We start from the raw sequence: 25427 nt of genomic DNA on the forward strand, positions 1-25427 counted from the left end.
GATGAGCGGCATGACGACGGGGGTGAAGCTGACGGCTGCCACGATCCGGACACCGGATCAGCGCATCCGGGTCTTCGTGAGTTCGACGCTGCGTGAGCTCGCCGACGAGCGCCTCGCGGTCCGGCGGGCGATCGAGCGGCTGAGGATGGCCCCCGTGATGTTCGAACTCGGGGCCCGTCCGCATCCGCCGCGCGACCTGTACCGCTCGTATCTCGAGCAGAGCGACGTGTTCGTCGGCATCTACGGCGCCAGCTACGGATGGGTCGCTCCCCAGGAGAGCATCTCGGGACTCGAAGACGAGTACCGCCTGACCCCCCGCTCGATGCCTCGCCTCATGTACATCAAGTCGGGCGTCGACCGCGACGCGCGGCTCGACGAACTCATCACACGCATCCAGGCCGACGACACGGCGTCGTACAAGACGTACGAGACCCCCGCCGAACTCGAGGAACTCGTCATGTCGGACCTCGCGATCCTCCTCGCCGAGCGGTTCGACGCGGCGCAGGATACCGCCGCTACGGTGATCACGGCGCCGGTCGCGACGACTCCCCCGCCTTTCACTCCCCTCATCGGGCGAGACGACGCGATCGCACACGTCCGCGACATGCTCGCGGCGGCCGATTCCCGGCTCGTGACCCTCGTGGGGCCGGGCGGAATCGGCAAGAGCCGCCTGGCGATCGCCGTGGCCGGCGAGACAGCCGACCTCTTCCCCGGCGGATCGGTCTTCGTGCCGTTGGAGAACGTGGTCGAGTCCGCGCTGCTGCTCCCCACGATCGGCTACGCCCTGGGCGTGCGCGACGCGGGCGACCTCCCCCTGGAGGAACGACTGCGGATCGCGCTCGCGGGCCGCCGCGTGCTCATCATCCTCGACAACTTCGAGCAGCTCGTCGACTCCGCCGCCACCCTCGTGTCGCTCTACTCCCTCGCGCCCGAAGCGGTGTTCCTCGTCACGAGCCGCACGGTGCTGCGGGTCCGTGGCGAGCGCGTGTTCGACGTTCCCCCGCTCGCGACGGCCGACCCGGCAGCCCCGGACTCCGTGCGGCGCGCACTGGACTCGCCCGCCGTCGCGCTCCTCTCGGCCCGGGCGCGAGCCGTCAAGCCCGACTTCGAGGTCACCGACGCCAATGCGGCAAACGTCGTGGCGATCTGCCGCACGCTCGAGGGCATCCCGCTGTCGATCGAGCTGACGGCAGCGCGGCTGCGGGTGCTCACCCCTGCCGACATCCTGCAGCGACTCGAGCACCAGCTGCCGCTGCTCGTCGCCTCCGCCCGCGACCTGCCCGACCGGCAACGGACCCTCCGCTCGACGATCGAATGGTCGATGAACCTGCTCGACGAAGCCGACCGGCGGATGCTCCGCGATCTCGCGGTGTTCGCACCGGGATTCACGCTCTCCTCGGTGGAGGAGTTCGCCGCGCGTCGCTCCTGGGACCTCGACACCCTCGACGGGATCGAGCGGCTCGTAGACTCCTCTCTCCTACGGCAGGAGGACCTCGACGGCGAAGTGGTGTTCTCGATGCTCGTGACGGTCCGCGAGTTCGGCGTCGAGCTGCTGAAGCGCGACGACGAGGAGCGGTCCGCGCGCGACGCGCATGCCGCCCTCTTCTCGGCGCTGGCGTCCTCCGATGGTCTCGACGGATTCAGTGCGCGTGTCGCCGCCGTCGCGCGACTGAACGTCGAGCGGGGGAATCTCCGCGCCGCCCTGCGACACCTGGCATCCGTGGGCGCGCACGACACCGCCGCGGACATGGCGTGGCGGCTCTTCCTGTACTGGTGGGTCGGTGGATACCTCGCCGAAGTCGCGCTGTGGCTGGAGGGGCTCCTCGCGGCGCCGGATGGCCTGTCGCCGCGGTCGCGCTCGATCGCCGTCTTCTTCGTGGGCTGGCGCGACGTCTGGGTGGAACCGACGCATGACCTCGCGGCCGTGCTCTTGCGCGCTGCCGACGGCTTCGCGGAGGCGGACGACGCCCTCGGCGTCGCGATGGTGACAGCGACGGCGGGCTTGGCCGAAGCCGTCACGCCCGACCCGGACATCCCCTGGGCGACCAGGTGGCTCCGAGAAGGCGCGGAGCGCTTCAATTCCCTCGGCGCGGGCTGGGGCGAATCACTCGCGCAGGTCGCCTTGGGCCGCATCGCACTTCTGACGGACGACCTCGAGGCGGCGACCGAGTGCTTCCGCCACGCTGCGGCAGCGTCGCAAACGTGCGGCGACGACTTCACCGGCACGATCGCGAGGCACCATCTCGCCCGCGTCCTCCTCGCACGCGGACAGTGCGACGAGGCCTGCGATCTGTTCTCCACTGCGATTCGAGGGTCACTGCAGCTCCGGCATGACGAGGGAGTCGCCTACGGGCTCGAGGGGATCTCCGCGATCGCTTCCGTGCGCGGAGATCTCCGCACGGCCGCCGTCCTCACGGGTGCCGCCGAGTCGATCCGGCGCAGGGTGGCCGTCTTCGACGTCCCTGCGTTCATCTTCCACACCCGCTACCTCCAGGAGGCGATCGAGGGAGCGGGACCGGCAGCAGTCACGACCGCCGAAGACGACACGGCGCGGGGCCGCGAGATGGGCACAGCGGAAGCCGCTCGCATCGCCCTCGATGCCGCACGGGCGCTGCGGTCGGCGTAGGCGTCAGAGCGCGACGCGGGCGTGCCGGAAGCGGATGCGCGTGCCCGGCCGAGCCTGCGCGAGCAGGTCGAGCGCGGCATCCGTCACGACCGCGATGACGGGGTAGCCGCCCGTCACGGGGCCGTCGACGCCGAGGATCGTCGGGCGTCCGTCGGGTGGCACCTGGAGAGCTCCCGCGACCATTCCCTCGCTGGGGAGCTCGCCCTCGCGGACGCGTTCGAGCGCCGGCCCTTCGAGCCGCACGCCCACCCGGTCGGCCGCCGAGCCGACGACCCACGTCGACTCGTACAGCGTCGAGAGAGCGGATGCCGCGAACCAGTCGGCCCGCGCCCCCGGAGCGAGATCGAGTTCGAGGTCGTCCGGAGGAGCACCCCACGGCGCGAGGTCGGCGACGGGGACGAGGTCTCGGGGCGGTCCGCCCAGCGGCACGGCGTCGCCCGGCCTCAGCGGCGCGGGTCCGATGCCCGCGAGCAGGTCGGCGGAGAGCGACCCGAGAGCGGTGCGCCCCTCGACGCCCCCGCGCAGCGCGAGGTAGGCGCGGGCACCGTGGGCGAACCAGTCGAGATGCAGTTCCGCGCCCGCCGGCCACACGTGGGCGGCATAGGGATCGACGTCGTGTCCATCGAGGAGGATCCGCCCCCACGCCCCGGCCACAGCGAACCACACGTCTCGCTCTGCGACAGCTCGGAAGCCGCCCATCGTGACTTCGACCCCCGCGGCATCCTCGGGATTGCCCACGAGCCGGTTCGCCGTGCGGAGCGCGCGGCGATCGAAGGCGCCCGAGACCGCGACACCGAGCGCCGCGACGCCGGGGCGCCCGAGGTCCTGCACCGTCGCGAGCAGTCCGGGTTCGGTGACGCGGATGCCGGATCCCTCGGCGCGGTCGGCGCGAGGTCGGGCGGCCTCGCGGGGTCGCGGGGCCGCTGCGGCCGTCGCTCGGCCGGGGACGGGGTGGAACCGCACGCGGGTTCCCGGGACGAGGAGGGCGGGCTCCGCGGCATCCGGATCGAACAGCGTCTCGGGGGTCGTGCCGATGAGCCGCCAGCCGCCGGGCGTCGCCCGGGGATAGGCGCCCGTGAACGGCCCCGCCAACCCGACGGCGCCGACGGGAACGCGCGTCCGCGGCTGACCGAGCCGTGGCACGTCGAACGGCCAGTCCGCGCTGACGAGATAGCCGAAGCCCGGAGCGAAGCCCGTGAAAGCGACCGTCCACTCGGCATTCGCGTGCCGGCGGACGAGCTCGTCGACGTCGAGGCCGAGGAGCTCGGCCGTCTCGTACAGATCGGGCCCGTCGTACGTCATCGCGAGGTCGACGAGGCGGCTCGCCTTGCGATCGCCTCCGTCGCCGTCACCGGGTGCCGACGCCCACGTGCGCGCCGCGGCGAGAGACAGCACGGCGGGATCGACGCGGACGAGGATCGTGCGTGCGGCCGGAACGAGATCGACGATGCCCTCGGGGCGGGAGGTCTCGAGCCGGGCGTGGACGGCGAGCACTTCGTCGAGCGAACCGACCTCGACGAGCAACGCACGCTCCCCCATCGGGCGGATCACCACGGCGCGCGCACCGCCACTCCTCCGGACTCGAGTGCCGCCCGGACGGCGGAAGCCATCGCGACGGCCGCAGGGGAATCGCCGTGGAGGCAGAGCGAGACGGCATCGACCTCGAGCTCGCGCCCCTCGACGGTCACGAGCGTGCCGCGGTGCGCGAGGTCGAGCGCACGCGCCGCCGCGGCATCCGGATCCTGGAGCACGGCACCGGGTTCGCCGCGGGGCACGAGAGTCCCGTCGGGACGGTATCCGCGATCGAGGAACGCCTCTCGCACGAACGGGAGTCCCGCCGCGCGCGCGGCCGCCTCGATCGGGCCCTCCATTCCCAGGAGCGGGAGAGCGCGCCCGAGCCGCTCGGACAGCGCGGCGACGGCGGAGGCGACCGCCGCGGCATCCTCGATCCGCCGCGACACGGCATGGTAGAGGGCACCGTGCGGCTTCACGTAGCGGATGTCGGCGCCCGCCGCGACGAGGCGCGCGAGCTGCCGTGCGACCTCGGTCTCGAGCTCGCCGGACGGCATCCGCACGTCGATGCGCCCGAAGTTCGCCGGATCGGGGAAGGACGGGTGCGCACCGACGGCGACGCCCGTCCGGGCAGCGCGCTCGACGGAGGCGCGCATGGACGCGGCATCCCCCGCGTGTCCGCCGCACGCGATGTTCGCGCTGGAGACGACGGCGAACATGGCATCGTCATCGGCCGTCGGCACACCGTCGACGGTCTCGCCGAGGTCGGCGTTCAGATCGATCGAGGCCACGCCTCCACGGTAGCGCCGCCGCGTCTCGCCAGCGCCGGCCTCGTTCGCTCGTCGTGGTTCACTCGTCGGGGTTCACGCGTCCGGGGTTCACTCGTCCGGGGCTCACTTGTCGCAAAGGGCGGGGTCCCGGCGCGGCATCCCACCATTCGCGACAAGTGAGCTGGGTGAGTCCCCGCTCACTCGTCCGGCGTTCACTTGTCCCAAAGGGCGAGGTCCCGGCGCAGCACCCCACCATTCGCGACAAGTGAGCTGGACGGGTCTCCGTTCACTTGTCTCAAAGGGCGGGGTCCCGGCGCGGCATCCCACCATTCGCGACAAGTGAATGGGGGGATGCCGGGGCGCGAACCTGTTACGGATGCGTAAAGGGTGCACGCAGCGAGTGCGCTCGCGGGACGAAACGGGCAGGATGGTGCAATGGCATACTCCACCGAACGTCCGGCCGCGGGAACACCCCTCCTGCAGGTGCGCGACGTCGCCGTCCAGTTCCAGACCCTCGAAGGCCCCGTGCACGCGGTCGAGGCGGTCGACTTCGACCTCGCCGCGGGCGAGACGCTCGCGATCGTCGGGGAGTCCGGGTCGGGCAAGTCGACGACGGCGATGGCGACGATCGGGCTGCTCCCCGGCAACGGACGCGTCACGCGCGGCAGCATCCTCTTCGAAGGCGAAGACCTCGTCGGAGCCCCCGAGAGCGTCATGCGGTCGATCCGGGGACGGTCCATCGGGCTCGTGCCGCAGGACCCCATGTCGAACCTCAACCCCGTCTCGAAGATCGGCACGCAGATCGCCGAGACGCTCCTCGCGCACGGGCTCGCAACCCGCAAGGACGTCGACCGCCGCGTCGTCGAGACGCTCGCGGCAGCGGGACTCCCGAACGCCGAGGAGCGGGCCAAGCAGTACCCTCACGAGTTCTCCGGCGGGATGCGCCAGCGTGCGCTCATCGCCATCGGCCTCGCCTGCAATCCGCGACTCCTCATCGCCGACGAGCCCACGAGCGCCCTCGACGTGACGGTGCAGAAGACGATCCTCGACCAGCTCGAGCGGATGACGAGCGAGCTCGGCACCGCCGTCATGCTCATCACGCACGACCTCGGCCTCGCCGCGGAGCGCGCCGCCCGCGTCATCGTCATGCACCGCGGACGCATCGTCGAACAGGGGCCGGCGCGCCAGATCCTCGAAGACCCCCAACAGCCCTACACGCAGGCGCTCGTGAGGGCCGCGCCGTCCGTCGCTGCTGTGCGGCTGCGCCCCGAAGCGTTCCGGCGCTCCGACAAGGAGGCCGCGCTTCCATCGGTGCCTGTGCAGGAGAAGGCGGCCGAGCCCGCGGCATCCGTCGACAACGTCGTCGTGATCGAGAACCTCACGAAGATCTTCCCCGTGCGCGGCCAGAAGGAGGACTTCGTCGCCGTCGACGACGTCTCACTCTCGATCCCGCGCGGTGAGACGGTCGCGATCGTGGGCGAGTCGGGGTCGGGCAAGACGACGACGGCCCGGATGCTGCTCAAGGTCATCGAGCCCACGAGTGGCTCCATCCGCTTCGAGGGCGAGGACGTCGTGCGGCTCAAGGGCTCGCAGCTGCGGGAGTTCCGCCAGAAGGTGCAGCCGATCTTCCAGGACCCGTACTCGTCACTGAACCCCATGTTCACGATCGAGCGGATCATCGAGGAGCCCCTCACCTTCTACAAGCGCGGGACTTCGGCGCAGCGGAGCGCACGCGTCCGAAAGCTCCTCGATGACGTCGCCCTGCCGCAGACGATGCTCACGCGGTATCCGTCGGAGCTTTCGGGAGGACAGCGCCAGCGCGTCGCGATCGCCCGTGCGCTCGCGCTCTCGCCCGAGGTCATCGTGTGCGACGAGCCCGTTTCGGCCCTCGACGTGCTCGTCCAGGACCAGGTGCTCACGCTGCTGCGCGACCTGCAGGGCGAGTACGGCCTCAGCTACCTCTTCATCTCGCACGACCTCGCCGTCGTGCGCCTCATCAGCGACTACGTCTGCGTCATGAAGGACGGGAAGCTCGTCGAGGCGGCGACCTCCGAGGAGATCTTCACGAACCCGCGCGACCCGTACACGCGCAAGCTCCTCGCCTCGATCCCCGGCAACGAGCTCGACATCGCCGTCTGACCCCTGCCCGCGGCGGGTGCTCGGTCGGCCGAGACCGAGGATTGCGCCGAGACAGGGTGGCATACCGCTGGGTCTCGGCGGGCACCCCGGTCTCGAGGACGTCGGCGACCGCCGCGCGCGACCCCCGGCCCCCGGCATCCGTTCACGTGTCGCGAATGGTGGGCTCGGCGCGCTAGATGCCGCCCTTTGCGACAAGTGAGCGGAAGGATGCCGCGGCGAGAGCGCGCACGGATGCCGCGGCGCACGGCGCACAGCACACGGCACACGGCAGGCACCTCGAGCCCGGGCATCGCGCCGAGACAGGGTGACGTACCACTGTGTCTCGGCGGGATCCCCGGTCTCGGCGGCGTCGAGCGACCGGATGCCCCGACACGGAGCACGGCGCGCGTGCCGCGGGGCTACCGCTTGCGGGTGCGGGGGTCCATGGCTTCGCGAAGGGCCTCGCCGAAGAGCGTGAACCCCAGGGCCGTGATCGTGATGCACGCGCCGGGAAGGAAGGCGAGCCACGGGGCGATCGCGAGCTCGAGCTGCGCGTACGTCAGCATGCGCCCCCACTCCGCCGTCTGCGGGACGCTTCCACCGAGCCCGAGGTACGACAGCGCGGCGGCCTCGATGACCGCCGTCGCGAGCGAGAGCGTTCCCTGCACGATGACGGGTCCGACCGAGTTCGGCAGGACGTGGCTCATCGTGATCGTCCCGCGGCCGAGACCGAGCGTCTGCGCCGAGAGCACGTAGTCGGCGTTGCGCTGCTGCAGCATCGACGCACGCAGGAGTCGCGCGAAGATCGGCACCTGGACGGCACCGATCGCGATCATGACGGACAGCTGGTTCTGTCCCAGGATCGCCGCGATCGACACGGCGAGGAGGAGGCTCGGGATCGAGAGCAGGATGTCGACGAACCGCATGATGAGCGTGTCGACCCAGCCGCCGAACATGCCGCAGAGGAAGCCGAGGATCATGCCGCCGACGAGTCCGATCGCGGTCGACACAACGCCGATGAGAAGCGTCGCCTGCGCACCCCAGATGAGCTTCGAGAGGACGTCGCCGCCGAAGCGGTCGAGTCCGAGCGGGAACTCGGGGATCTCCCCCGGACCGGGGATGTGCGTCGGCGTGATGAAGCGCTGACCCGGAAGCTCGGTCGGACCGTACGGTGCCAGCAGCGGCGCGAGCGCGGCGATCAGCAGGAACAGCGCGATGATCGCGGCACCCACCCATGCGCTGGGGTTGCGACGCAGGCGACGGAAGACGCCGCTCCAGAAGCCACCGCCGCCGGTCTTGGCCGCCAGCAGTTCGCGGTCGTCGACGGCCGTGTCGTCGACCGGGCCGCCGCCCGGCGCGGGGGGAAGCATCGCCGAGGTCATGAGACCCTCACTCTCGGGTCGATGAAGCTGTAGGAGATATCCACCAGCAGGTTGATCAAGGCGTATCCGATCGCGATGAAGATGATGAAGCCCTGCAGGACGGGATAGTCACGCGTGAAGATCGCCCGGGCGAGGAACGAGCCGATACCCGGATAGGCGAAGACCGTCTCGGTGAGGACCGCGCCGGAGATGAGCAGACCGACCTGCAGACCGATCGTCGTGACGACCGGCAGGAGGGCGTTTCGCAGGATGAAGCGCTGGCGGATCGTGCCGCGCGACACACCCTTCGCGAGACCCGTGCGGACGTAGTCCGAATTCTGCACCTCGAGCACCGACGCCCGAGTGATGCGGACGATGATCGCGAGAGGGATCGATGCGAGCGCGAGGCCCGGCAGGATCAAGTGCAGGAACGCATCCCACGCGGCATCCCACTCCCCTGTGATGATGCCGTCGAATACGTAGAAGCCCGTGTAGTGCGTCGCATCGATGCGTGGGTCCTGGCGTCCTTCCGACGGGAGCCAGCCGAGCTGGACGGCGAAGACCCACTTGAGGATGAACGCGAGGAAGAAGACCGGGATCGTGATTCCCAGAAGGGATGCCGCGACGGTGATGTGGTCGGTCGCCTTGCCGTGCTTCCGCGCCGCGAGGTACCCCAGGGGCACACCGACGCCGACGGCGACGACGATCGCGAAGACCGAGAGCTCGAACGTCGCAGGAAAGCGGCGCAGGAACTCTTCGATGACGGGTGCCCTCGTCTGGATGGACTGGCCGAAGTCGCCCGAGAGCAGACGCCCGGCCCAGATGAAGTACTGCTCGAGAGGTGAACGGTCGAAGCCGTAGAGGCGATTGATCTCCTCGATCGCTTCGGGCGTCGCGCGCTCGCCGAGCAGTGCGACCGCGGGCCCGCCGGGTAGAGCGCGCACCCACAGGAACAGCAGGATCGAAAGGCCGATGAGGGTCGGTATGAGCAGGAGGAGTCTCTTGCCGATAGTGCGTAGCACGGGATGGTTCTCCGGGTGGGTGCGTCAGCGGGGTCTGACAGTGGTGACGGATGCCGCGGCCCGGCCTCGCGGCCAGGTCGCGGCATCCGTCCTCAGCGGATTACTCGCTGAGTTCCACCATGTTGTAGACCTCGTCCTGGACGGGGCTCGCGGGGTACGACGTCACGCGCTCGTTGAACGCGAGCGTCGGAACGGGGTGCGCGAGCGGGATGCCCGGGAGGAACTCCATGATCTGAGCGTTGGCGTCGAGGTACGCAGCCTCCTGCTCCTCGGCCGTCGCCAGACCGCGAGCGGTCGTCAGCGTCGAGAAGAGCTCGGGGTTGTCGAAGCCCCACTCGTTGCTGGGTGCGCCGAAGAACGTGCCCACGAAGTTGTCGGGGTCGTTGTAGTCGCCGGTCCAGCCGAGCAGGTGGATGCCGTGGTCGCTGCTGCCCTGCATGAGGTCGAGGTACTCGCCCCACTCGTTGGACACCGGCGTGAGCTGGATCCCGACCGCTTCGAGCTGGCTCGAGAGGTTGGTGTAGATCTGCTCGGGGTTCGGCATGTACGGACGCGAGACGTTCACGGGGTAATTGAACGTGATCGACAGCGGGTTGGCGTCGGTGTATCCCGCCTCGGCGAGAAGAGCCGTCGCGGCCTCGGGGTCGTACTCGTACTCCGTGACCGAGTCGTTCCAGCCGATGACGCTCGGCGGCATGAACTGCGAAGCGATCTCGGTGCCCTCGGGCAGGACCTGCGTGACGAGCTGCTCCTTGTCGATCGCGTGGGCGATCGCCTGGCGCACCTTGATGTCGGCCAGCGACGGCTGGGCCTGGTTCATCGCCAGGTACAGGACGTTGAACGGATCGCGGTTGACGAGCGTGAAGCCGGCCTCCTCGAGCGCGCCGAGGTCGGCGGGGGCGGCGAGGTCGTAGCCGTCGATCGATCCCGACTCGAGAGCCTGGCGACGAGCGGTCGTGTCGCCGATCACCTGGAAGATGATCTCCTGGACGTCACCCTGCTCGCCCCAGTAGTCCTCGTAGGCGCTGAGCGTCGACGACTCACCCGGCGACCACGAGTCGAACTTGAAGGGACCCGTACCCGTGGGGTGGCCCTGCGCGTACTCGCTGAGGGTCGGTGCCTCGCTCGTGCCGCCGACCTCATCGGCCGCGTACTCCTCGAGAGCCGTGGGGCTCTGGATGGAGAAGGACGGCAGGGAGAGGGCGGGGATGAAACCGGCGAACGGCTCCGTCAGGGTGATCGTCGCCTCGTAGTCGCCGTTCGCTTCGCAACCGCCGTAGATCGAGGTGCCCGTGTCGGCGTAGCCGCGCATGAGCTTGCCCCAGTAGTACGAGAGGCTCTCGGACTGGGCGACGCCGGTGAAGTTGTTCTGGCGGTCGAAGTTGAAGCACACCGCTTCGGCGTTGAAGTCGGTGCCGTCGTGGAACGTGACGCCTTCCTTGAGCTGGAAGGTGTAGGACAGACCGTCTTCGGACTGGTCCCAGCTCTCGGCGAGGAGCGGGGCGGGGTCAGCCGTGCCCGGCTCGGTGCCGACGAGGCCCTCGAACATCTGGCGGGCGACGCGGAACGTCTCGCCGTCGTTCGCGAACGCGGGGTCGAGGCTGGACAGGTCGGCCGACGCACCGAAGACGAACGTCGAGTCGACGTCGCTCGGCTCGGCGGAGTCGCCGCCGTCTTCGCGCTGGCTCGCGCAGGCGGTGAGGACGAGAGCGCCGATGGCGATCGTCGCGGCGCCGGCGAACAGGCGGCGCCTTCTCGAAGTGTGGAGCATGTGCTGTGCACCTTCCATACGGGATTCGGGCCGATCTGGGTTGTCGACCCGTGGGATGTGATTCCCCCGAACCTACCCGCGACCGGCGTTCAGGACCATTGCACAGAAGTATCAATTATGTTTCGGCACGAAGAATCCCTGACGCCTAGGACATATTGCGCATCCTGGATGGTTGACGGGTTACAGAATGTCAACCCGCGTTCGAGGGTCGCAGCCCGATACGGTGGGACGATGGCCCGCGCGACGTACGAGGAACCGCCGCACGCGCGACTGTCGGACGGGACGTTCGCCCGCATCGTGGCATCGCGCATCACGGGCGGATTCGAGCTCGACGTCGACGGCACACCCCAATCGCACGTCGATCTCGACGATCCGACGCATCTCCACTTCGAGTACATCGCGCGCATGGGAGCGGTGATCGATCGACTCCGGATGCCGGGACAGCCCCTCACCGCCGTGCACCTGGGCGCCGGGGCTCTCACGATCCCCCGCTACATCGAGGCCACGAGGCCCGGATCGCGACAGCAGGTCATCGAACTGGAGCCTGCGCTGTGGGATCTCGTGCGGGATCACCTCCCCCTCCCTCGGAGCGCGTCGATTCGCGTCCGCCTGGGGGACGCGCGCATCGGACTCGCCCGACTCCCCCGCGGCCTCGTCGGAGCGGCCGACCTCGTCGTCTCCGACGTCTACTCGGGCGCGCAGACCCCTGCGCACCTGACGACGCTCGAGTTCTACCGCGAAGCCGCCGAGCTCCTCGCCCCCGACGGGGTCCTGCTCATCAACGTCGCCGACGGGTCGGGCCTGCACTTCGCCCGCCGGCAGGTCGCGACCGTGCGCGAGGTGTTCGACCACGTCATCGTCCTCGCCGAGGTGCAGACGCTCAAGGGCCGGCGCTTCGGGAACCTCGTCGTCGCGGCATCCCGTGCCCCCTTGCCGACCGAGTGGCTTCCACGGCTCATGGCCGCCGGCCCGCACCCCGCGAAGGTCGCGGAAGGCGCCGAGATCGAGGAGTTCGCGCGCGGCGCTCGCATCGCGACGGATGCCGACTCCACCGCGTCACCGAAGCCCGCGGCATCCATCTTCGATCGCTGAGCGAGACCAACGCGGCGTGCCGATGCCGGGACCGAGGCCCTCGCGGGTGAGACTGTCAGAGGCATCGAGCGCAGCGGGAGGAGTGTCGTCGTGAGCTACATCAAGGGATTCGACCCCGAGACCCTGCGCGAGGTCATCGACGTCGCCGAGTGCCGCGAGCGCCTCGACGAGATCGGTGAGCAGCGGAGTCTTCCGGCGCTTCTCGAGCGCGTGTGGCTGCTGAAGGTCCTCGGTCGCCTCGACGACTCGCTCGTGCTTTCGGAGCAGTCGGTGCGCGTCGCCCGCATGGCCGGCACGCGAAAGGACCTCTTGCGTGCGCGCATCTTGCACGCGACCGTGCTGCACTTCCGCGGCGCCTATGCCGCCGCCGAGCAGGAGCTGACGATGTGCGCCGACGAGGCGGAGGGTCAGGGATGGTCGGGGATCGCCGCGTTCGCCTACCAGCACCGCGGCAAGGCGCACTTCGAAGCCGGCGACCTCGACGCGGCACGCGCGGACTTCAAGCGCACGCTCTTCCTCCGCCAGGAGGCGGGGGCGACGGAAGACGCGCTCGAATCGACGCTGCTCGCGATCGATGCCGTCGACAGACGACGCGCCGCACGGTCTCTCGCCGTCTGAGTGTCGTAACTCTGTTCTAGTCTCGCTGTCATGTCGGAACTGCAGAGCGTGCGCATCTGGGCAGAAGCGCTCATCACCACCCACCTCGACCCGTCGTGGAGCTTCGCCTTCGACAACGCCAAGCGCCGCGCGGGTCTGTGCGACTACACCCGCAAGCGCATCTCGGTTTCGAGATACCTCGCCGCCCGCTACGACGACGATGACAACCATCAGACGCTGCTGCACGAAGTCGCGCACGCGCTGGCGGGGCCGGGCGCAGGACACGGAGCCCGGTGGCGGAGCATCGCCCGCGAACTCGGCTACGTCGGCGGCACGACCCACCATGGCGAGACAGCGACCGAACTCGCACCGTGGGTGGGCGTCTGCGCGGCGGCGCATACGGCCTACCGCCACCGTCGGCCGACCCGGGCGACCTCGTGCGCATTGTGCGCGCCCCGGTTCGACGAGCGCTTCACCTTCACTTGGACGCGCCGCGTCATCACGCCCGCCACGCGCCTCTCGGCGATGACGCCGCGCTGAGTGTTCCCTTCGCTGCCGCCACCATCCGCGCCCACCCCTGGCGCGCACGAAACCCTCCGGCATCCGCTCACTTGTCGCAAAAGGCGACCTCCGCTCGCCGCACCTCACCACTTGAGACAAGTGAACGAAGCCGCGCCCGCCGCCATCCGCTCACTTGTCGCAAAAGGCGACCTCCGCTCGCCGCACCCCACCACTTGAGACAAGTGAATCCACGTCCCCTCCGCGCGCCGCCGCGGGTGCGACACTGGAGCATGCGCATCCTGCTGAAGTTCGAGATCGACTGCGATCCGGATGCCGCGTGGCGCGCCGTCCACTCCCCCCGGGCCGTCGGCGAGCTCTACGGCCCGCTGCTCGGCATGGAGCCGATGATTCCGGACGGTCTCCCCACGGCGTGGGAGCCCGGAGATGACGTTCCCGTCTCCCTCACCGCCCTCGGGATCTTCCCCGCGGGAACGCAGCTCATGCACATGAGCGAACGTTTCGTCGACGAGCCAGCGGGTCGGGTGCGGATCTTCCGCGACAGCGGCATCCCGCTGACGGGTCCGCTCGCGACCCTCGACGTGTGGGACCACCAGATGGCGATCTCACCGGTCCCGGGGCACCCCGACCGCACTCTGTGGCGCGACCGCCTCGTGATCGGCGGACCGACCGCCGCCGCCCTGTGGCCCGTCCTGTGGGCCACATGGCAGTGGCGGGCAGCCCGGATCCGCGCCCTCGCCCCGTCGTGGGCGCACGATCCGCCGGCATCCGACGACTGACTCGCCCTACTCGGCGAGCGCCTCGACGGGAGCCACGCGCGTCGCGAGACGCGTCGGGGTGACCGCCGCGACGAGCGTCAGCACCGCTGTCGCCACCACGATGGCGACGACCGGCCACACCGGGATCGCCGGCGGCACGAACGTCGGCGTGAGCCACAGCGGCGGTACGGGCACCGAGCCCAGCAGCGACTGCGCTCCCGCCCAGCCGTAGACGATGCCGAGGACGAGGCCCGTGATCGTCGAGGCGATCGTGATGTGCGCCGCTTCGAGGAGCACCATGCGTCGCACCTGGGCGTTCGACACCCCGAGCGCCCGCAGCAGCCCCAGTTCACGCTTGCGCTGCACGACGCCGATCGTCAGAAGGTTCACCAGTCCAACTGCGGCGATGACGGCCGACACTGCGACGAGGCCCATCATGATCCCGGCGAACGAGTCCATGACCGCGGCGAACTCGCTGTCGATCTCACCGCCGCCGGATGCCGCCACGACCGACTTCGTCGACTCGAGAGCGACGGCGAACATCGTCACGAGGGTGACGCCCATGACGACGCCGATCGCCATCCGGCTGGAGCGCTCGGGATACCGCAGCGCGTTCTCCGCCGCGAGGCGGGCCGTCGCGGAGTGTCCGAATCCGCGCCCGACGAGCCGCAGGACGGGCGGCATGATGAGTGTCGCGCCGAGCGAAAGTCCTGTGAACGAGAGGATGCCACCGGCGAAGGCCACGATGACCCCGAGCGGTGTGACGAGTCCCGCCGCGATCCCGAGTCCGAGGAGCACGGCTCCGAGGATCAGGAGCACCGCGGCGGTGACGTTCCGGCCCGAGCGCGCGGCGATCGTCTCGTGGGTCTTCTCGACGGCGCCCCCGAGCGCCTGGAGAGGCGTGACGGACAGCACACGGCGGGACCCCGCCCACGCCGAGACCCACGTCGTGAGCGCGACGATCACCGCGGGCACCACGAGCTCGGGGCGCAGGACCGAGAACTCCAGGTCCTCCAAGCCCAGCAGCGAGCCAGCGAGCCAGACGCCCCCGGCAGCCAGCGCAAGCCCAGCAACGAGCCCGATTCCCGCGCCGAGGAGTCCGACGACGAGTCCCTGGCGGGCGATCTGCACACGCTGTGAGCGCGCCGACGCCCCGATGAGCCGCAGGAGTGCGATGCGTCGCGTGCGGCCGGCGACGACCGTCGCGAAGGTGTTGGCCGTCACGATCGCCGCGACGTAGATCGCGACACCCAGGAGCAGGGCGGAGAGGAGCGCCACGACGAAAGCGAGCGTGTCACTCTCGCCGATGTACGGGTCGGCCGAGAGCATCGCACCGATGTAGGCGGTCGCGGTGAGGAGGAGCACGCCGAAGGCCGTCGAGATCGCCGAGACGAGGATGCTCGCGCCCATGCCGCGCTCGCGGAGCCACCCCAGCGAGCGGCTCGACGTGGGTGCGGCGCTGGCGCGCGGCATCCGCTCGACGACTGTCGCGGTCATGCCGACACCCCCGCACCCTGCTCGGCGCCGTGTCCTGCGCCGAGCTCCGCTGCGAGCATGTAGGCCGCGATCTCCTCGGCGCTCTGGCGTGGCTTGTCGGCGACGATGCGTCCGTCGCCGAGGAAGATCACGCGGTCGGCGTGGCTCGCCGCGACGGGGTCGTGCGTGACCATCGCGATGGACTGCCCGTGCTGCGCGCTCGCATCGGCGAGGAGGCGCAGCACGTCGCGTCCGCTGCGGGAGTCGAGGTTTCCCGTGGGCTCGTCGGCGAACACGAGGTCGGGAGCCGTCGCGAGGGCGCGCGCGATCGCGACGCGCTGCTGCTGTCCGCCCGACAGCTCGTGCGGGCGATGGGAGAGGCGCGCCGTCAGGCCGAGCGTCTCGACGAGGCCGTCGATGCGCGCCCGCTCGATCGCCGACGGCCGGCGTCCGTCGAGGTCGAACGGCAGCATGATGTTCGCGCGGGCATCGAGTGTCGGCACGAGGTTGAACGCCTGGAAGACGAAGCCGACGCGACGGCGGCGCAGGATCGTGAGCTCGAGGTCGGACAGGCCCGTGATGTCGGTGTCACCGATCCACGCACGGCCGGCGGTGGGGGCATCGAGGCCCGCCATGACGTGCATGAGCGTCGACTTGCCGGAGCCCGACGGACCCATGATCGCCGTGAACTCGCCACGGCGGATGCCGACGCTGACCTCGTCGAGCGCACGCACCGTGTTGGCACCCGATCCGTAGGTCTTCGTGAGTTGCTGGACGCGGGCCGCGAGCCCGAGATCTGAAGAGGAGAGTTCCATGCCTTCGACGCTACGAACGAGGGATGCTGCGCCGCGTCGGCCCCGCGACGCATCCGCCTACATCTCGAGGATGATCCGCTGCGCTCGTTTCCGTCGTTCACTTGTCTCAAAGGGCGAGAAAGTCGCAGGAGCAGTCGCCCTTTGAGACAAGTGAGCGGGTGGCGCTCAGACGAGGCCGTGGTCGAACGCGAAGACGACGAGCTGCACGCGGTCGCGGAGCGCGAGCTTCGTCAGGATGCGGCTGATGTGCGTCTTGACGGTCGCCTCGGAGAGGTACTCGCGCGCCGCGATCTCGGAGTTCGACAATCCGCGCGCAGCGAGCGCGAAGATCTCCTTCTCGCGCTCCGTGAGGTCGCCGTAGGACGGAGGCACGGGCCGGGCCGCGGCACCCGCCGCCTGGGCGAAGAGCTCCCGCGTCGCGGAGGCCGCGATGACCGCCGACCCCGCGTGGACGGTGCGGATCGCGGCGAGGAGGAACTCGGGATCGGCGTCCTTCAGAAGGAACCCGCTCGCGCCCTGGCGAATCGCGCGGGCCGCGGCCTCGTCGAGATCGAACGTCGTGAGCATGACGATGCGGGGCGGCGCGGGGTCGCCGAGAAGCTCGGCCGTCGCCGTCAGGCCGTCCATCACCGGCATCCGGATGTCCATGAGCACGACGTCGGGGTTCGTCGCCCGGACGACGTCGATCGCCTCGCGCCCGTCGGCGGCTTCGCCCACGACCTCGAGATCGGGCTGCGACCCGACGAGCATCCGGATGCCGGCGCGGAACAGCGCCTGGTCATCCACCAGCACGACGCGGATCATCGCGGACCACCTCCGATGGGAAGGGCCGCGCTCACGACGAACTCGTCTCCGGAGACCCCCGCATCGAGCGTGCCACCGATGAGCTTGGCGCGCTCGGACATCCCCACGAGTCCATGTCCCGACCCACCCGCGGGGGTCGACCCGACCGCGTTGCGGACGTCGAGGAGAACCCGGTCGGGATGCCACGCGAGCCGCACGCGCACCCCACCCTCACCCTTGTGGCGCAGAGCGTTGGTCAGGGCTTCCTGCAGGATCCGGTAGACCGCGAGCTGCACGGCGGCGGGCGGGACGCCCGGGGGCGCGGGGTCGACGTCGACGGCGAGCGCGACCCCCGCCGCGCGCACCTGCGCGTAGAGCTGTTCGAGGTCGGCGAGGGTTGGCTGGGGGCCGTCGCCCTGGCTGTGTCGCAATTGTGTGAGGAGGAGCCGGACATCGGAGAGGGCCGAGCGGGCCGTCGACGAGATCGTCCCCAGAGCCTCGGTCGCGACGGACGAATCGGATGCCGCGGAGCCCGTCGCCGCGGCATCCGTCGCGCCTGCCGCGAGCGCGTAGCGCGCGCCGTCCGCCTGCGCGACGATGACGGCGAGCGAGTGGGCGACGACATCGTGCATGTCGCGCGCGATCCGCACGCGCTCCTGCTCGGCGATCGCCTCGGCTTCGGCACGCTCTTGCGCACGCTTGTTCTCGCGCGCCCTCACGGCGGTCCGCACGAGGGCGCCGGTCGTCCAGGAGAGCCCCAGCGCGAACGCTGCGGCGACGAGCATGACGAGCGCAATCGGGAGCGTCTGCCACGACAGGCCTCCCGCCGCGAAGACGGGGCCGACCAGCAGGTACACCGTGATGACGACGGCCCCGAGGGTCGCCGACGCGAGTCCTGCCCAGTACACGAGGCGCGTCCCGTAGGCGGCCGTCACGTACAGCACGCCGAAGATCGCGAAGTCGGCGAAGCTCGGCGGACGCCCGAGCGCCATCTGTATGATCGCCCCCACCCATGCCGCGCCGAGCGCGAGACCCGGCGAGAGGCGGCGGATCGCGAGCGCCGCCGAGAACAGGAGGGCGATCGCGACCGCGAGCCCGGTCTCGAGCCCCGGACCGAAACGCGCTGGGAGACCGGTGACGCCCGTCGTCGCCACCTCGAGCGGAGCCGCGACGAGGAAGAAGACGACGCCGATGGAGACATCGACGACGAGCCGGGCAGTCGTCAGGCGGCGGAACACGCCCTCACGTTACGCGAGCGGACTTCGCGCATCATCCGTCTGGAGATGTATCCGCGCGGATCCTCCCGTCGACCATTGCGGCAGGCGACGTGAGGCCTTACTGTCGCGACACGGGCGAACGGCGACGCAGGGGGACGACACATGACAACGGTACGTGCAGCGATCTCGCAGACGACCTGGACGGGCGACAAGGAGTCGATGCTCGACCGCCATGAGACCTTCCTCCGGGATGCCGCGGCGGACGGCGCTCAGGTGATGTGCTTCCAGGAGCTCTTCTACGGCCCCTACTTCGGCATCACGCAGGACAAGAAGTACTACCGCTACGCCGAGCCCGCAGACGGACCCATCGTGCAGCGCTTCGCGTCGATCGCGAAGGAGCTCGGCGTCGTGACGATCCTTCCGATCTACGAGGAGGACCAGACGGGCGTGTACTACAACACGACCGTCGTCGTGGATGCCGACGGGTCGATCCTCGGCAAGTACCGCAAGATCCACCTTCCGCACGTGGAGAAGTTCTGGGAGAAGTTCTACTTCCGCCCGGGGAACCTCGGCTATCCCGTCTTCGAGACCGCCGTCGGCAAGATCGGAACGTACATCTGCTACGACCGGCACTTCCCCGAGGGATGGCGCGAATACGGCCTGCGCGGGGCGCACATCGTGTTCAACCCCAATGCGACCAAGCCCGGCCTGTCGAACCGCCTCTGGGAGGTCGAGGGTCCGTGCGCCGCCGTCGCGAACGGCTACTTCGTGCTGCAGCCCAACCGCGTCGGTCTCGAGGACAACGAGTACGGCGATGAGGCGGTGAACTTCTACGGCACGAGCCAGGTGATCGATCCGCGGGGCAACTTCGTCGGCGCGCTCGGGTCCGGCGAGCACGAGGAGCTCCTCGTCCGCGACCTCGACATGGACATGGTCCAACAGATGCGCGACGACTGGCAGTTCTACCGGGATCGCCGGCCCGACACCTACGGAGACATCGTCGCGCCGTGACCCCCGTGGCATCCACGTCACCCGCGCCCGTCCACGTCGCCGCCCGCGTGCCCGCGAGACTGCACCACCCGGCCGAGCCTGCATCCCGCGGCCGCAGTCTCGGCCGCGAGATGCAGTCTCGCGGATCGAGGCGGCGGATGCCACAACACGAGCACTGCCGAGGGAAGGATCGACCATGACGAAGACACTCATCACCGGGGGCACTGTCGTCTCGGCCACGGGGCGCGTCGACGCCGACGTGCTGATCGACGGCGAGACGATCGTCGCGGTGCTCGCCCCCGGGTCAGAGTTGCTCGGCGGCGACCTCGCGGCATCCGTCGACACCGTCATCGACGCGACCGGCAAGTACGTCATCCCCGGGGGGATCGACGCGCACACGCACATGCAGCTGCCGTTCGGCGGAACCTCCGCCTCCGACACGTTCGAGACCGGAACGCGCGCCGCCGCGTGGGGCGGCACGACGACGATCGTCGACTTCGCCGTGCAGACGGCGGGCACGAAGGTCATGGACGGCCTCGCGAGGTGGCACGACCTCGCGGCGGGCAACTGCGCGATCGACTACGGCTTCCACCAGATCATCGGGGGCATCGACGACGACTCGCTCGCCGTCATGCCGACGCTCGTCGACGAGGGCATCACGAGCTTCAAGCTCTTCATGGCCTATCCGGGTGTCTTCTACTCGGATGACGCGCAGATCCTCCGCGCGATGCAGGTGTCGCGCGACACGGGCCTCCTGACGATGATGCATGCCGAGAACGGCCCCGCGATCGACGTGCTCGCCGCCCAGCTCATCGAGCAGCGGAAGACCGATCCGTACTTCCACGGGATCGCCCGGGCGTGGCAGATGGAGGAGGAGGCGACCCACCGCGCGATCATGCTCGCCCACCTCACCGGCGCGCCGCTGTACGTCGTCCACGTCAGTGCCAAACAAGCCGTGCAGCAGCTCGCGTGGGCACGGGACAACGGCCAGAACGTCTTCGGCGAGACGTGCCCGCAATACCTCTACCTCTCGCTCGAGGAGCAGCTCGGCGCGTCGAGCGAGAAGTGGGGCGCGTTCGAAGGCGCCAAGTGGGTCTGCTCGACGCCCCTGCGCTCCCGCGAGGAGGGGCACCAGGACCACATGTGGCAGGCGCTGCGGACGAACGACCTCCAGATGGTCTCGACCGACCACTGTCCGTTCTGCATGAAGGACCAGAAGGAGCTCGGGCTCGGCGACTTCCGGAAGATCCCCAACGGGATCGGGTCGGTCGAACACCGCATGGATCTCATGTACCAGGGCGTCGTGACAGGCAAGCTGACGCTCGAGCGCTGGGTCGAGCTCACGTCCACCACGCCCGCGCGCATGTTCGGGATGTACGGCCGGAAGGGTGTCATCCAGCCGGGTGCAGACGGCGACATCGTCATCTACGACCCCCACGGTCACACGTCCATCGGGATGCCGGTCGACGAGGCGGGCAACCCGACGGGGCGCACGCACCACATGAACATGGACCACTCCGCCTGGGAGGGCTTCGAGATCGACGGGCACGTCGACACGGTGATCTCACGCGGGACCGTCATCGTCGACGGCGGCGCGTACCTCGGGACGAAGGGTCACGGTCGCTACGTGCGACGCGGCCTGTCCCAGTACCTCACGTGAGACCCCCTCACACCGCCATCGACCGAGAGGAGCGACCCATGGACTTCGGCGTCGTCCTGCAGACCAATCCGCCCGCCGCGCGTACCGTGCAACTGGCTGCGCTGGCGGAGGCGCACGGATTCAGTCACGTGTGGACCTTCGACTCCCACCTGCTGTGGGAGGAGCCCTACGTCATCCACTCGGCCATCCTCGCCCAGACGAAGCGCGTCATCGTCGGTCCGTTCGTGACGAACCCCGCGACGCGGGACTGGACCGTGACGGCATCCGTCTTCGCGACCCTCAACGAGATGTACGGCAACCGCACGATCTGCGGCATCGGCCGCGGCGACTCCGCCGTCCGCGTCACCAACGGCACCCCCACGACGATGAAGGAACTGCGCGAGTCGATCCACGTCATCCGCGAGCTCGCCAACTCGCGTGCCGTCGAGTACAAGGGCGCGACGCTCCAGTTCCCGTGGAGCCGTGGGTCGACGCTCGACGTGTGGGTCGCCGCGTACGGTCCGATGGCGCTCGCTCTCACGGGACAGGTGGGAGACGGGTTCATCCTGCAGCTGGCCGACCTCGACATCGCCGAGTGGATGATCCGGACGGTCAAGGATGCCGCGGCTGCGGCCGGGCGAGACCCCGACGCCCTCGCGATCTGCGTCGCCGCGCCGATGTACATCGGAGACGACATCGCGCACATGCGCGAGCAATGCCGCTGGTTCGGCGGGATGGTCGGCAACCACGTCGCCGACATCGTTGCGAAGTACGGACACCACGGCGCGGTTCCCGACGCGCTCACCGACTACATCGAAGGGCGCACCGGGTACGACTACAACTCGCACGGCAGGTCGGGCAACGACCACGTCGATTTCGTGCCCGACGAGATCGTCGACCGCTTCTGCATCCTCGGAACCGCCGACGAGCACATCGAGAAGCTCAGGCGCCTGAAGGATCTCGGGGTCACGCAGTTCGCCGGCTACCTCCAGCACGACAACAAAGAGGAGACGCTCCGCGTCTACGGCGAGACCGTCATCCCGGCCCTCTCCGCCCACATCACGGCGAAGTCGTAGGGGGATGCTTCGGGAGGATTCCTCGCGCTGAGCGTTCCGTGCGGACGAGCGGATGTTCCGGGCGAACCGTCCGCACGACGCCCCACCACGGCGCGGGCTGCCGATCTAGCATGGCGATGGCAGCGCCGATGTCGTCGCGCCCCACGAAGGCGCACCACCGAGGAAGGAACCCCATGACCGAGACCGCGATCCTGGATCACTACGTGGGAGGTTCCGCGTGGGCGGGCACCTCGACCCGCACGGGCGATGTGTACAACCCCGCGCTCGGAACGGTGCAGAAGCAGGTGCGGCTCGCGACGGCATCCGATGTCTCCGACGCCGTCGCGGTCGCCGTCGACGCGGCCTCGTCGTGGCGGAACGCCTCGATCGCCAAGCGCCAGCAGGTCATGTTCGCGTTCCGCGAGCTGCTCAACGCACGCAAGGACGACCTCGCCGCGATCCTGACCGCCGAGCACGGCAAGGTCATCTCGGACGCACTCGGCGAGATCGCGCGCGGCATGGAGGTCGTCGAGTTCGCGTGCGGCGTCGGGCACCTGACGAAGGGCGCCTACTCCGAGAACGTCTCGACGGGCATCGACGTGTACTCCCTCCGCCAGCCGGTCGGCGTCGTCGGGATCATCAGCCCCTTCAACTTCCCGGCCATGGTGCCGCTGTGGTTCTTCTCCATCGCGATCGCGGCGGGGAACGCCGTCGTCCTGAAGCCGAGCGAGAAGGACCCGACGGCGGCCAACTGGATGGCTGAGCTGTTCTCCGAGGCGGGGCTCCCCGACGGCGTGTTCAACGTCGTCCACGGCGACAAGGAATCGGTCGACGCGCTGCTCTCGCACCCCGACGTCGCGGCGATCTCGTTCGTCGGCTCGACGCCGATCGCGAAGTACGTCTACGAGACGGCGACGAGCCACGGCAAGCGCGTGCAGGCGCTCGGCGGAGCGAAGAACCACATGCTCGTGCTCCCCGACGCCGATCTCGACCTCGCCGGCGACGCCGCCGTCAACGCCGGTTTCGGCTCCGCCGGAGAGCGCTGCATGGCCGTCTCGGTCGTGCTCGCGGTCGACTCCGTCGCCGACGCCCTCGTCGCGAAGGTGTCAGAGCGCATGGCGACGCTCCGAACGGGCGATGGGACCCGCGGATGCGACATGGGTCCGCTCATCACGAAGGTGCACCGCGACAAGGTCGCGTCGTACATCGACGTCGCGGCATCCGATGGGGCGACCGTCGTCGTCGACGGTCGCGGTATCGAGATCGACGGCGACCCGAACGGATTCTGGCTCGGCCCGACGCTCATCGACAAGGTGCCGACGTCGTCGACCGTCTACACCGACGAGATCTTCGGACCCGTCCTGTCGATCGTGCGCGTCGAGGGCTACGAAGAGGGACTCGAGATCATCAACGCGAGCCGCTACGGCAACGGCACGGCGATCTTCACGAACGACGGCGGTGCCGCCCGACGCTTCCAGCACGAAGTGACGGTGGGCATGATCGGCATCAACGTTCCGATTCCCGTGCCGGTCGCGTACCACTCGTTCGGCGGCTGGAAGGCCTCGCTCTTCGGCGACGCGAAGGCCTACGGCCCGCACGGCTTCGACTTCTACACCGCCGAGAAGGCCGTGACCTCCCGCTGGCTCGACCCCTCGCACGGGGGTCTGAACCTGGGCTTCCCCCAGCACGACTGATCCCGCACGCGGTCGTCGGCCGCGGCATCCGTCGTCGAGACCGGGGATCCCGCCGAAACCGGGTCGCACACCACCCTGGGTCGGCGGAACCCCTGGTCTCGGCGCGCATCGGTCTCGGCGCGAGGGCACCGGACGCGCGCGTCAGGCGAAGACGGCGACGGCGCCGGGGACGGCGGTGCAGCGGAGCGCGAACTCCGGACCCGTCAGCTCCTCGAGTTCGCCATCGTGGACGAAGACCGACGGATGCCCCGCGTCGGGGCGCACGATGAGGTCGATCGACGGCACCAGCATCCGCTCGACGTCGGCGCGTGAAGGCATGAGCCGAACTGCCCGCAGCACGGCGATCGTCTTCCGTCCGAACGCGAGCGCCGCGACGGCGCGCAGACGCGATCCTCGTGCGTGGTGGATGCGGACGTCGAGCATCCCCGTCTCGAGCTCGCCGCGCTGCATCGTCGCGACCTGATCGGGGTCGTGTTCCCCGATCCCGATGAACACCGACCACACTCGGGCGCGACGCCCGTCCCGCACGATCGTCAGGGGCTCCGCCGTCCGCATCGTCCGCCACGCGGCGACGACTCCCCCGAGCCACTTGCCGAGCCGCGCGTTCCGGCCCTCGCGCTCGTCGAGGAACTCGGGATACGTCCCGAGCGAGACGGCATTGATGGCGGTGACGGGCTCGCCCTCGTCGACGGACGCCTCGATGAGGCCGACGCGTACCGTCCGGCCGCGCTCGAACGCGTCGATGCCGGCATCCACGTCATCGAGTCCCGCCGCCCGCGCGAAGTGGTTGAAGGTGCCGCCGGGAAGCACGAGGAGCGGCCTGTCGTACTTCCGCGCGAGCTCGATCATCCGAGCGACGGAGCCGTCGCCGCCGTAGATCCCGAGGACGTCGGGGGCGTCGCCCGCCATGGCGTCGGCGATGACGGTCGCGAAGTCCTCGCCGTCGGACAGCTCGCGGAACGTCGCACCGGGAAGGCGCTCGGCGATGACAGGTGCCGGGTCGAACCTCACGACAGAGGTGCCTGATGCGGAGTTGCGCACGATCAGCACGCCGGCTCCGGGCTGCGGGGTGCGGGTCTGCATCCCCCGAGGCTACGCCCCGTCCGAGGCGGAACGTCTCACGCCGGCTCGATCGGCCGATTCTCGAAGAAGGTCTGAAGGACGATCGTCGTGCGGGTGTTGACGGATGCCGCGGCCCGCACTTCGCGGATGAGATCCTCGAGGTCGCGGGGCGTCGGGACGCGCACGAACAGCATGTACGCGGCATCCCCCGCGACCGAGTGGCACGCCTCGATCGCCGAGAGGTGCGCGAGCATCTCGGGCGCGTTGTCGGGCTGCCCCGGGTCGAGCGGTGTGATCTCGATGAAAGCGGCGAGGGGCTTGCCGAGTGCTTCGGCGTTGAAAAGCGCCCGGTACCCCTCGATCACACCGCGGGTCTCGAGGCGGCGGAGCCGAGCCTGCACGGCCGACGACGACAGTCCGACACGCTCGGAGAGCTGGGCGAGTGTCGCGCGCGCGTCGACCGAGATCTCGCGCACGATGGCGGCATCCGTCTCGTCGTCCAGGCGCGGTACGGCTGCGCGCTCGTCGGTCGAGGTCATGTCGCCGATCG

The 25427-nt window shown here is 69.6% G+C and carries 21 protein-coding genes; 10 read left to right on the forward strand and 11 right to left on the reverse strand.

The genetic code is table 11. The features are described 5' to 3' along the window. Window positions 1-10: 10 nt before the first annotated feature. Window positions 11-2626 (forward strand): DUF4062 domain-containing protein, encoded by a 2616-nt coding sequence (locus tag FBY39_RS01080; RefSeq protein WP_160132861.1) that lies wholly within the window; start codon window positions 11-13, stop codon window positions 2624-2626. 3 nt (window positions 2627-2629) lie between these two features. Here the strand turns inward: FBY39_RS01080 and FBY39_RS01085 are convergent, their stop codons facing one another. Both FBY39_RS01085 and pxpA read right to left on the reverse strand, forming a co-directional pair. Further along, window positions 2630-4180, reverse strand: coding sequence for a 5-oxoprolinase/urea amidolyase family protein (locus FBY39_RS01085; protein ID WP_141929836.1), 1551 nt, complete (start codon window positions 4178-4180; stop codon window positions 2630-2632). Then, entirely contained in the window at window positions 4174-4929 is a 756-nt protein-coding gene (pxpA, locus tag FBY39_RS01090) for a 5-oxoprolinase subunit PxpA (protein WP_141929837.1), read from the reverse strand. Before pxpA ends, FBY39_RS01085 begins: the two co-directional genes overlap by 7 nt. A gap of 414 nt (window positions 4930-5343) precedes the next feature. Here pxpA and FBY39_RS01095 point away from each other — a divergent pair, with 414 nt between their 5' ends. Further along, window positions 5344-7047: an ABC transporter ATP-binding protein gene (locus FBY39_RS01095; protein ID WP_141929838.1), complete on the forward strand. Its 1704-nt coding sequence runs from the start codon at window positions 5344-5346 to the stop codon at window positions 7045-7047. Between the two features lie 398 nt (window positions 7048-7445). On the opposite strand, the gene FBY39_RS01100 is transcribed toward FBY39_RS01095, so the two are convergent. The 3 genes from FBY39_RS01100 to FBY39_RS01110 form a co-directional block, all read right to left on the reverse strand. Beyond that, window positions 7446-8408, reverse strand: a complete 963-nt coding sequence (locus FBY39_RS01100; RefSeq protein ID WP_141929839.1) for an ABC transporter permease — start codon at window positions 8406-8408, stop codon at window positions 7446-7448. Next, window positions 8405-9409, reverse strand: coding sequence for an ABC transporter permease (locus tag FBY39_RS01105; protein WP_141929840.1), 1005 nt, complete (start codon window positions 9407-9409; stop codon window positions 8405-8407). The genes FBY39_RS01100 and FBY39_RS01105 overlap by 4 nt, the downstream gene beginning before the upstream one ends. A gap of 100 nt (window positions 9410-9509) precedes the next feature. Further along, window positions 9510-11180, reverse strand: coding sequence for an ABC transporter substrate-binding protein (locus FBY39_RS01110; RefSeq protein ID WP_141929841.1), 1671 nt, complete (start codon window positions 11178-11180; stop codon window positions 9510-9512). A gap of 231 nt (window positions 11181-11411) precedes the next feature. On the opposite strand from FBY39_RS01110, the gene FBY39_RS01115 reads away from it, so the two are divergent. The 4 genes from FBY39_RS01115 to FBY39_RS01130 all read left to right on the forward strand — a co-directional run bounded on the left by FBY39_RS01115 (window position 11412) and on the right by FBY39_RS01130 (window position 14167). Further along, window positions 11412-12272 carry a spermidine synthase gene (locus tag FBY39_RS01115; protein WP_141929842.1) on the forward strand — a complete coding sequence of 287 codons (861 nt, stop codon included), beginning with the start codon at window positions 11412-11414 and terminating at the stop codon, window positions 12270-12272. Between the two features lie 90 nt (window positions 12273-12362). Next, window positions 12363-12890, forward strand: a complete 528-nt coding sequence (locus FBY39_RS01120; RefSeq protein ID WP_141929843.1) for a hypothetical protein — start codon at window positions 12363-12365, stop codon at window positions 12888-12890. 30 nt (window positions 12891-12920) lie between these two features. Further along, the gene (locus FBY39_RS01125) at window positions 12921-13409 is read left to right on the forward strand and encodes a SprT-like domain-containing protein (protein ID WP_141929844.1); all 489 of its coding nucleotides are present in this window, start codon (window positions 12921-12923) and stop codon (window positions 13407-13409) included. Window positions 13410-13660: 251 nt separating this feature from the next. Beyond that, window positions 13661-14167: a hypothetical protein gene (locus tag FBY39_RS01130; protein WP_141929845.1), complete on the forward strand. Its 507-nt coding sequence runs from the start codon at window positions 13661-13663 to the stop codon at window positions 14165-14167. 6 nt (window positions 14168-14173) lie between these two features. Here the strand turns inward: FBY39_RS01130 and FBY39_RS01135 are convergent, their stop codons facing one another. The 4 genes from FBY39_RS01135 to FBY39_RS01150 form a co-directional block, all read right to left on the reverse strand. Beyond that, complete coding sequence (locus tag FBY39_RS01135; protein ID WP_141929846.1) at window positions 14174-15643, reverse strand: ABC transporter permease; 1470 nt, start codon at window positions 15641-15643, stop codon at window positions 14174-14176. Further along, entirely contained in the window at window positions 15640-16437 is a 798-nt protein-coding gene (locus FBY39_RS01140; RefSeq protein ID WP_141929847.1) for an ABC transporter ATP-binding protein, read from the reverse strand. The genes FBY39_RS01135 and FBY39_RS01140 overlap by 4 nt, the downstream gene beginning before the upstream one ends. Window positions 16438-16602: 165 nt before the next feature. Then, entirely contained in the window at window positions 16603-17241 is a 639-nt protein-coding gene (locus tag FBY39_RS01145) for a response regulator transcription factor (RefSeq protein ID WP_141929848.1), read from the reverse strand. Next, window positions 17238-18458: a sensor histidine kinase gene (locus FBY39_RS01150; protein ID WP_141929849.1), complete on the reverse strand. Its 1221-nt coding sequence runs from the start codon at window positions 18456-18458 to the stop codon at window positions 17238-17240. The genes FBY39_RS01145 and FBY39_RS01150 overlap by 4 nt, the downstream gene beginning before the upstream one ends. A gap of 141 nt (window positions 18459-18599) precedes the next feature. Here FBY39_RS01150 and FBY39_RS01155 point away from each other — a divergent pair, with 141 nt between their 5' ends. From FBY39_RS01155 to FBY39_RS01170, 4 genes are all read left to right on the forward strand, one after another. After that, entirely contained in the window at window positions 18600-19448 is an 849-nt protein-coding gene (locus FBY39_RS01155; RefSeq protein ID WP_141929850.1) for a nitrilase-related carbon-nitrogen hydrolase, read from the forward strand. A 175-nt stretch (window positions 19449-19623) separates the two neighbouring features. Beyond that, window positions 19624-21087, forward strand: a complete 1464-nt coding sequence (gene hydA, locus FBY39_RS01160) for a dihydropyrimidinase (protein ID WP_141929851.1) — start codon at window positions 19624-19626, stop codon at window positions 21085-21087. A gap of 38 nt (window positions 21088-21125) precedes the next feature. Then, window positions 21126-22142: a TIGR03842 family LLM class F420-dependent oxidoreductase gene (locus tag FBY39_RS01165; protein WP_141929852.1), complete on the forward strand. Its 1017-nt coding sequence runs from the start codon at window positions 21126-21128 to the stop codon at window positions 22140-22142. Between the two features lie 173 nt (window positions 22143-22315). Next, window positions 22316-23815, forward strand: coding sequence for a CoA-acylating methylmalonate-semialdehyde dehydrogenase (locus tag FBY39_RS01170; RefSeq protein WP_141929853.1), 1500 nt, complete (start codon window positions 22316-22318; stop codon window positions 23813-23815). A 141-nt stretch (window positions 23816-23956) separates the two neighbouring features. Here the strand turns inward: FBY39_RS01170 and FBY39_RS01175 are convergent, their stop codons facing one another. Continuing rightward, window positions 23957-24898, reverse strand: a complete 942-nt coding sequence (locus tag FBY39_RS01175) for a diacylglycerol kinase family protein (RefSeq protein ID WP_260837385.1) — start codon at window positions 24896-24898, stop codon at window positions 23957-23959. 35 nt (window positions 24899-24933) lie between these two features. Continuing rightward, the gene (locus FBY39_RS01180; protein WP_186336910.1) at window positions 24934-25416 is read right to left on the reverse strand and encodes an Lrp/AsnC family transcriptional regulator; all 483 of its coding nucleotides are present in this window, start codon (window positions 25414-25416) and stop codon (window positions 24934-24936) included. Between the last annotated feature and the right edge of the window lie 11 nt (window positions 25417-25427).

It is taken from the genome of Microbacterium sp. SLBN-146 (genome assembly GCF_006715145.1).
Lineage (GTDB): Bacteria > Actinomycetota > Actinomycetes > Actinomycetales > Microbacteriaceae > Microbacterium.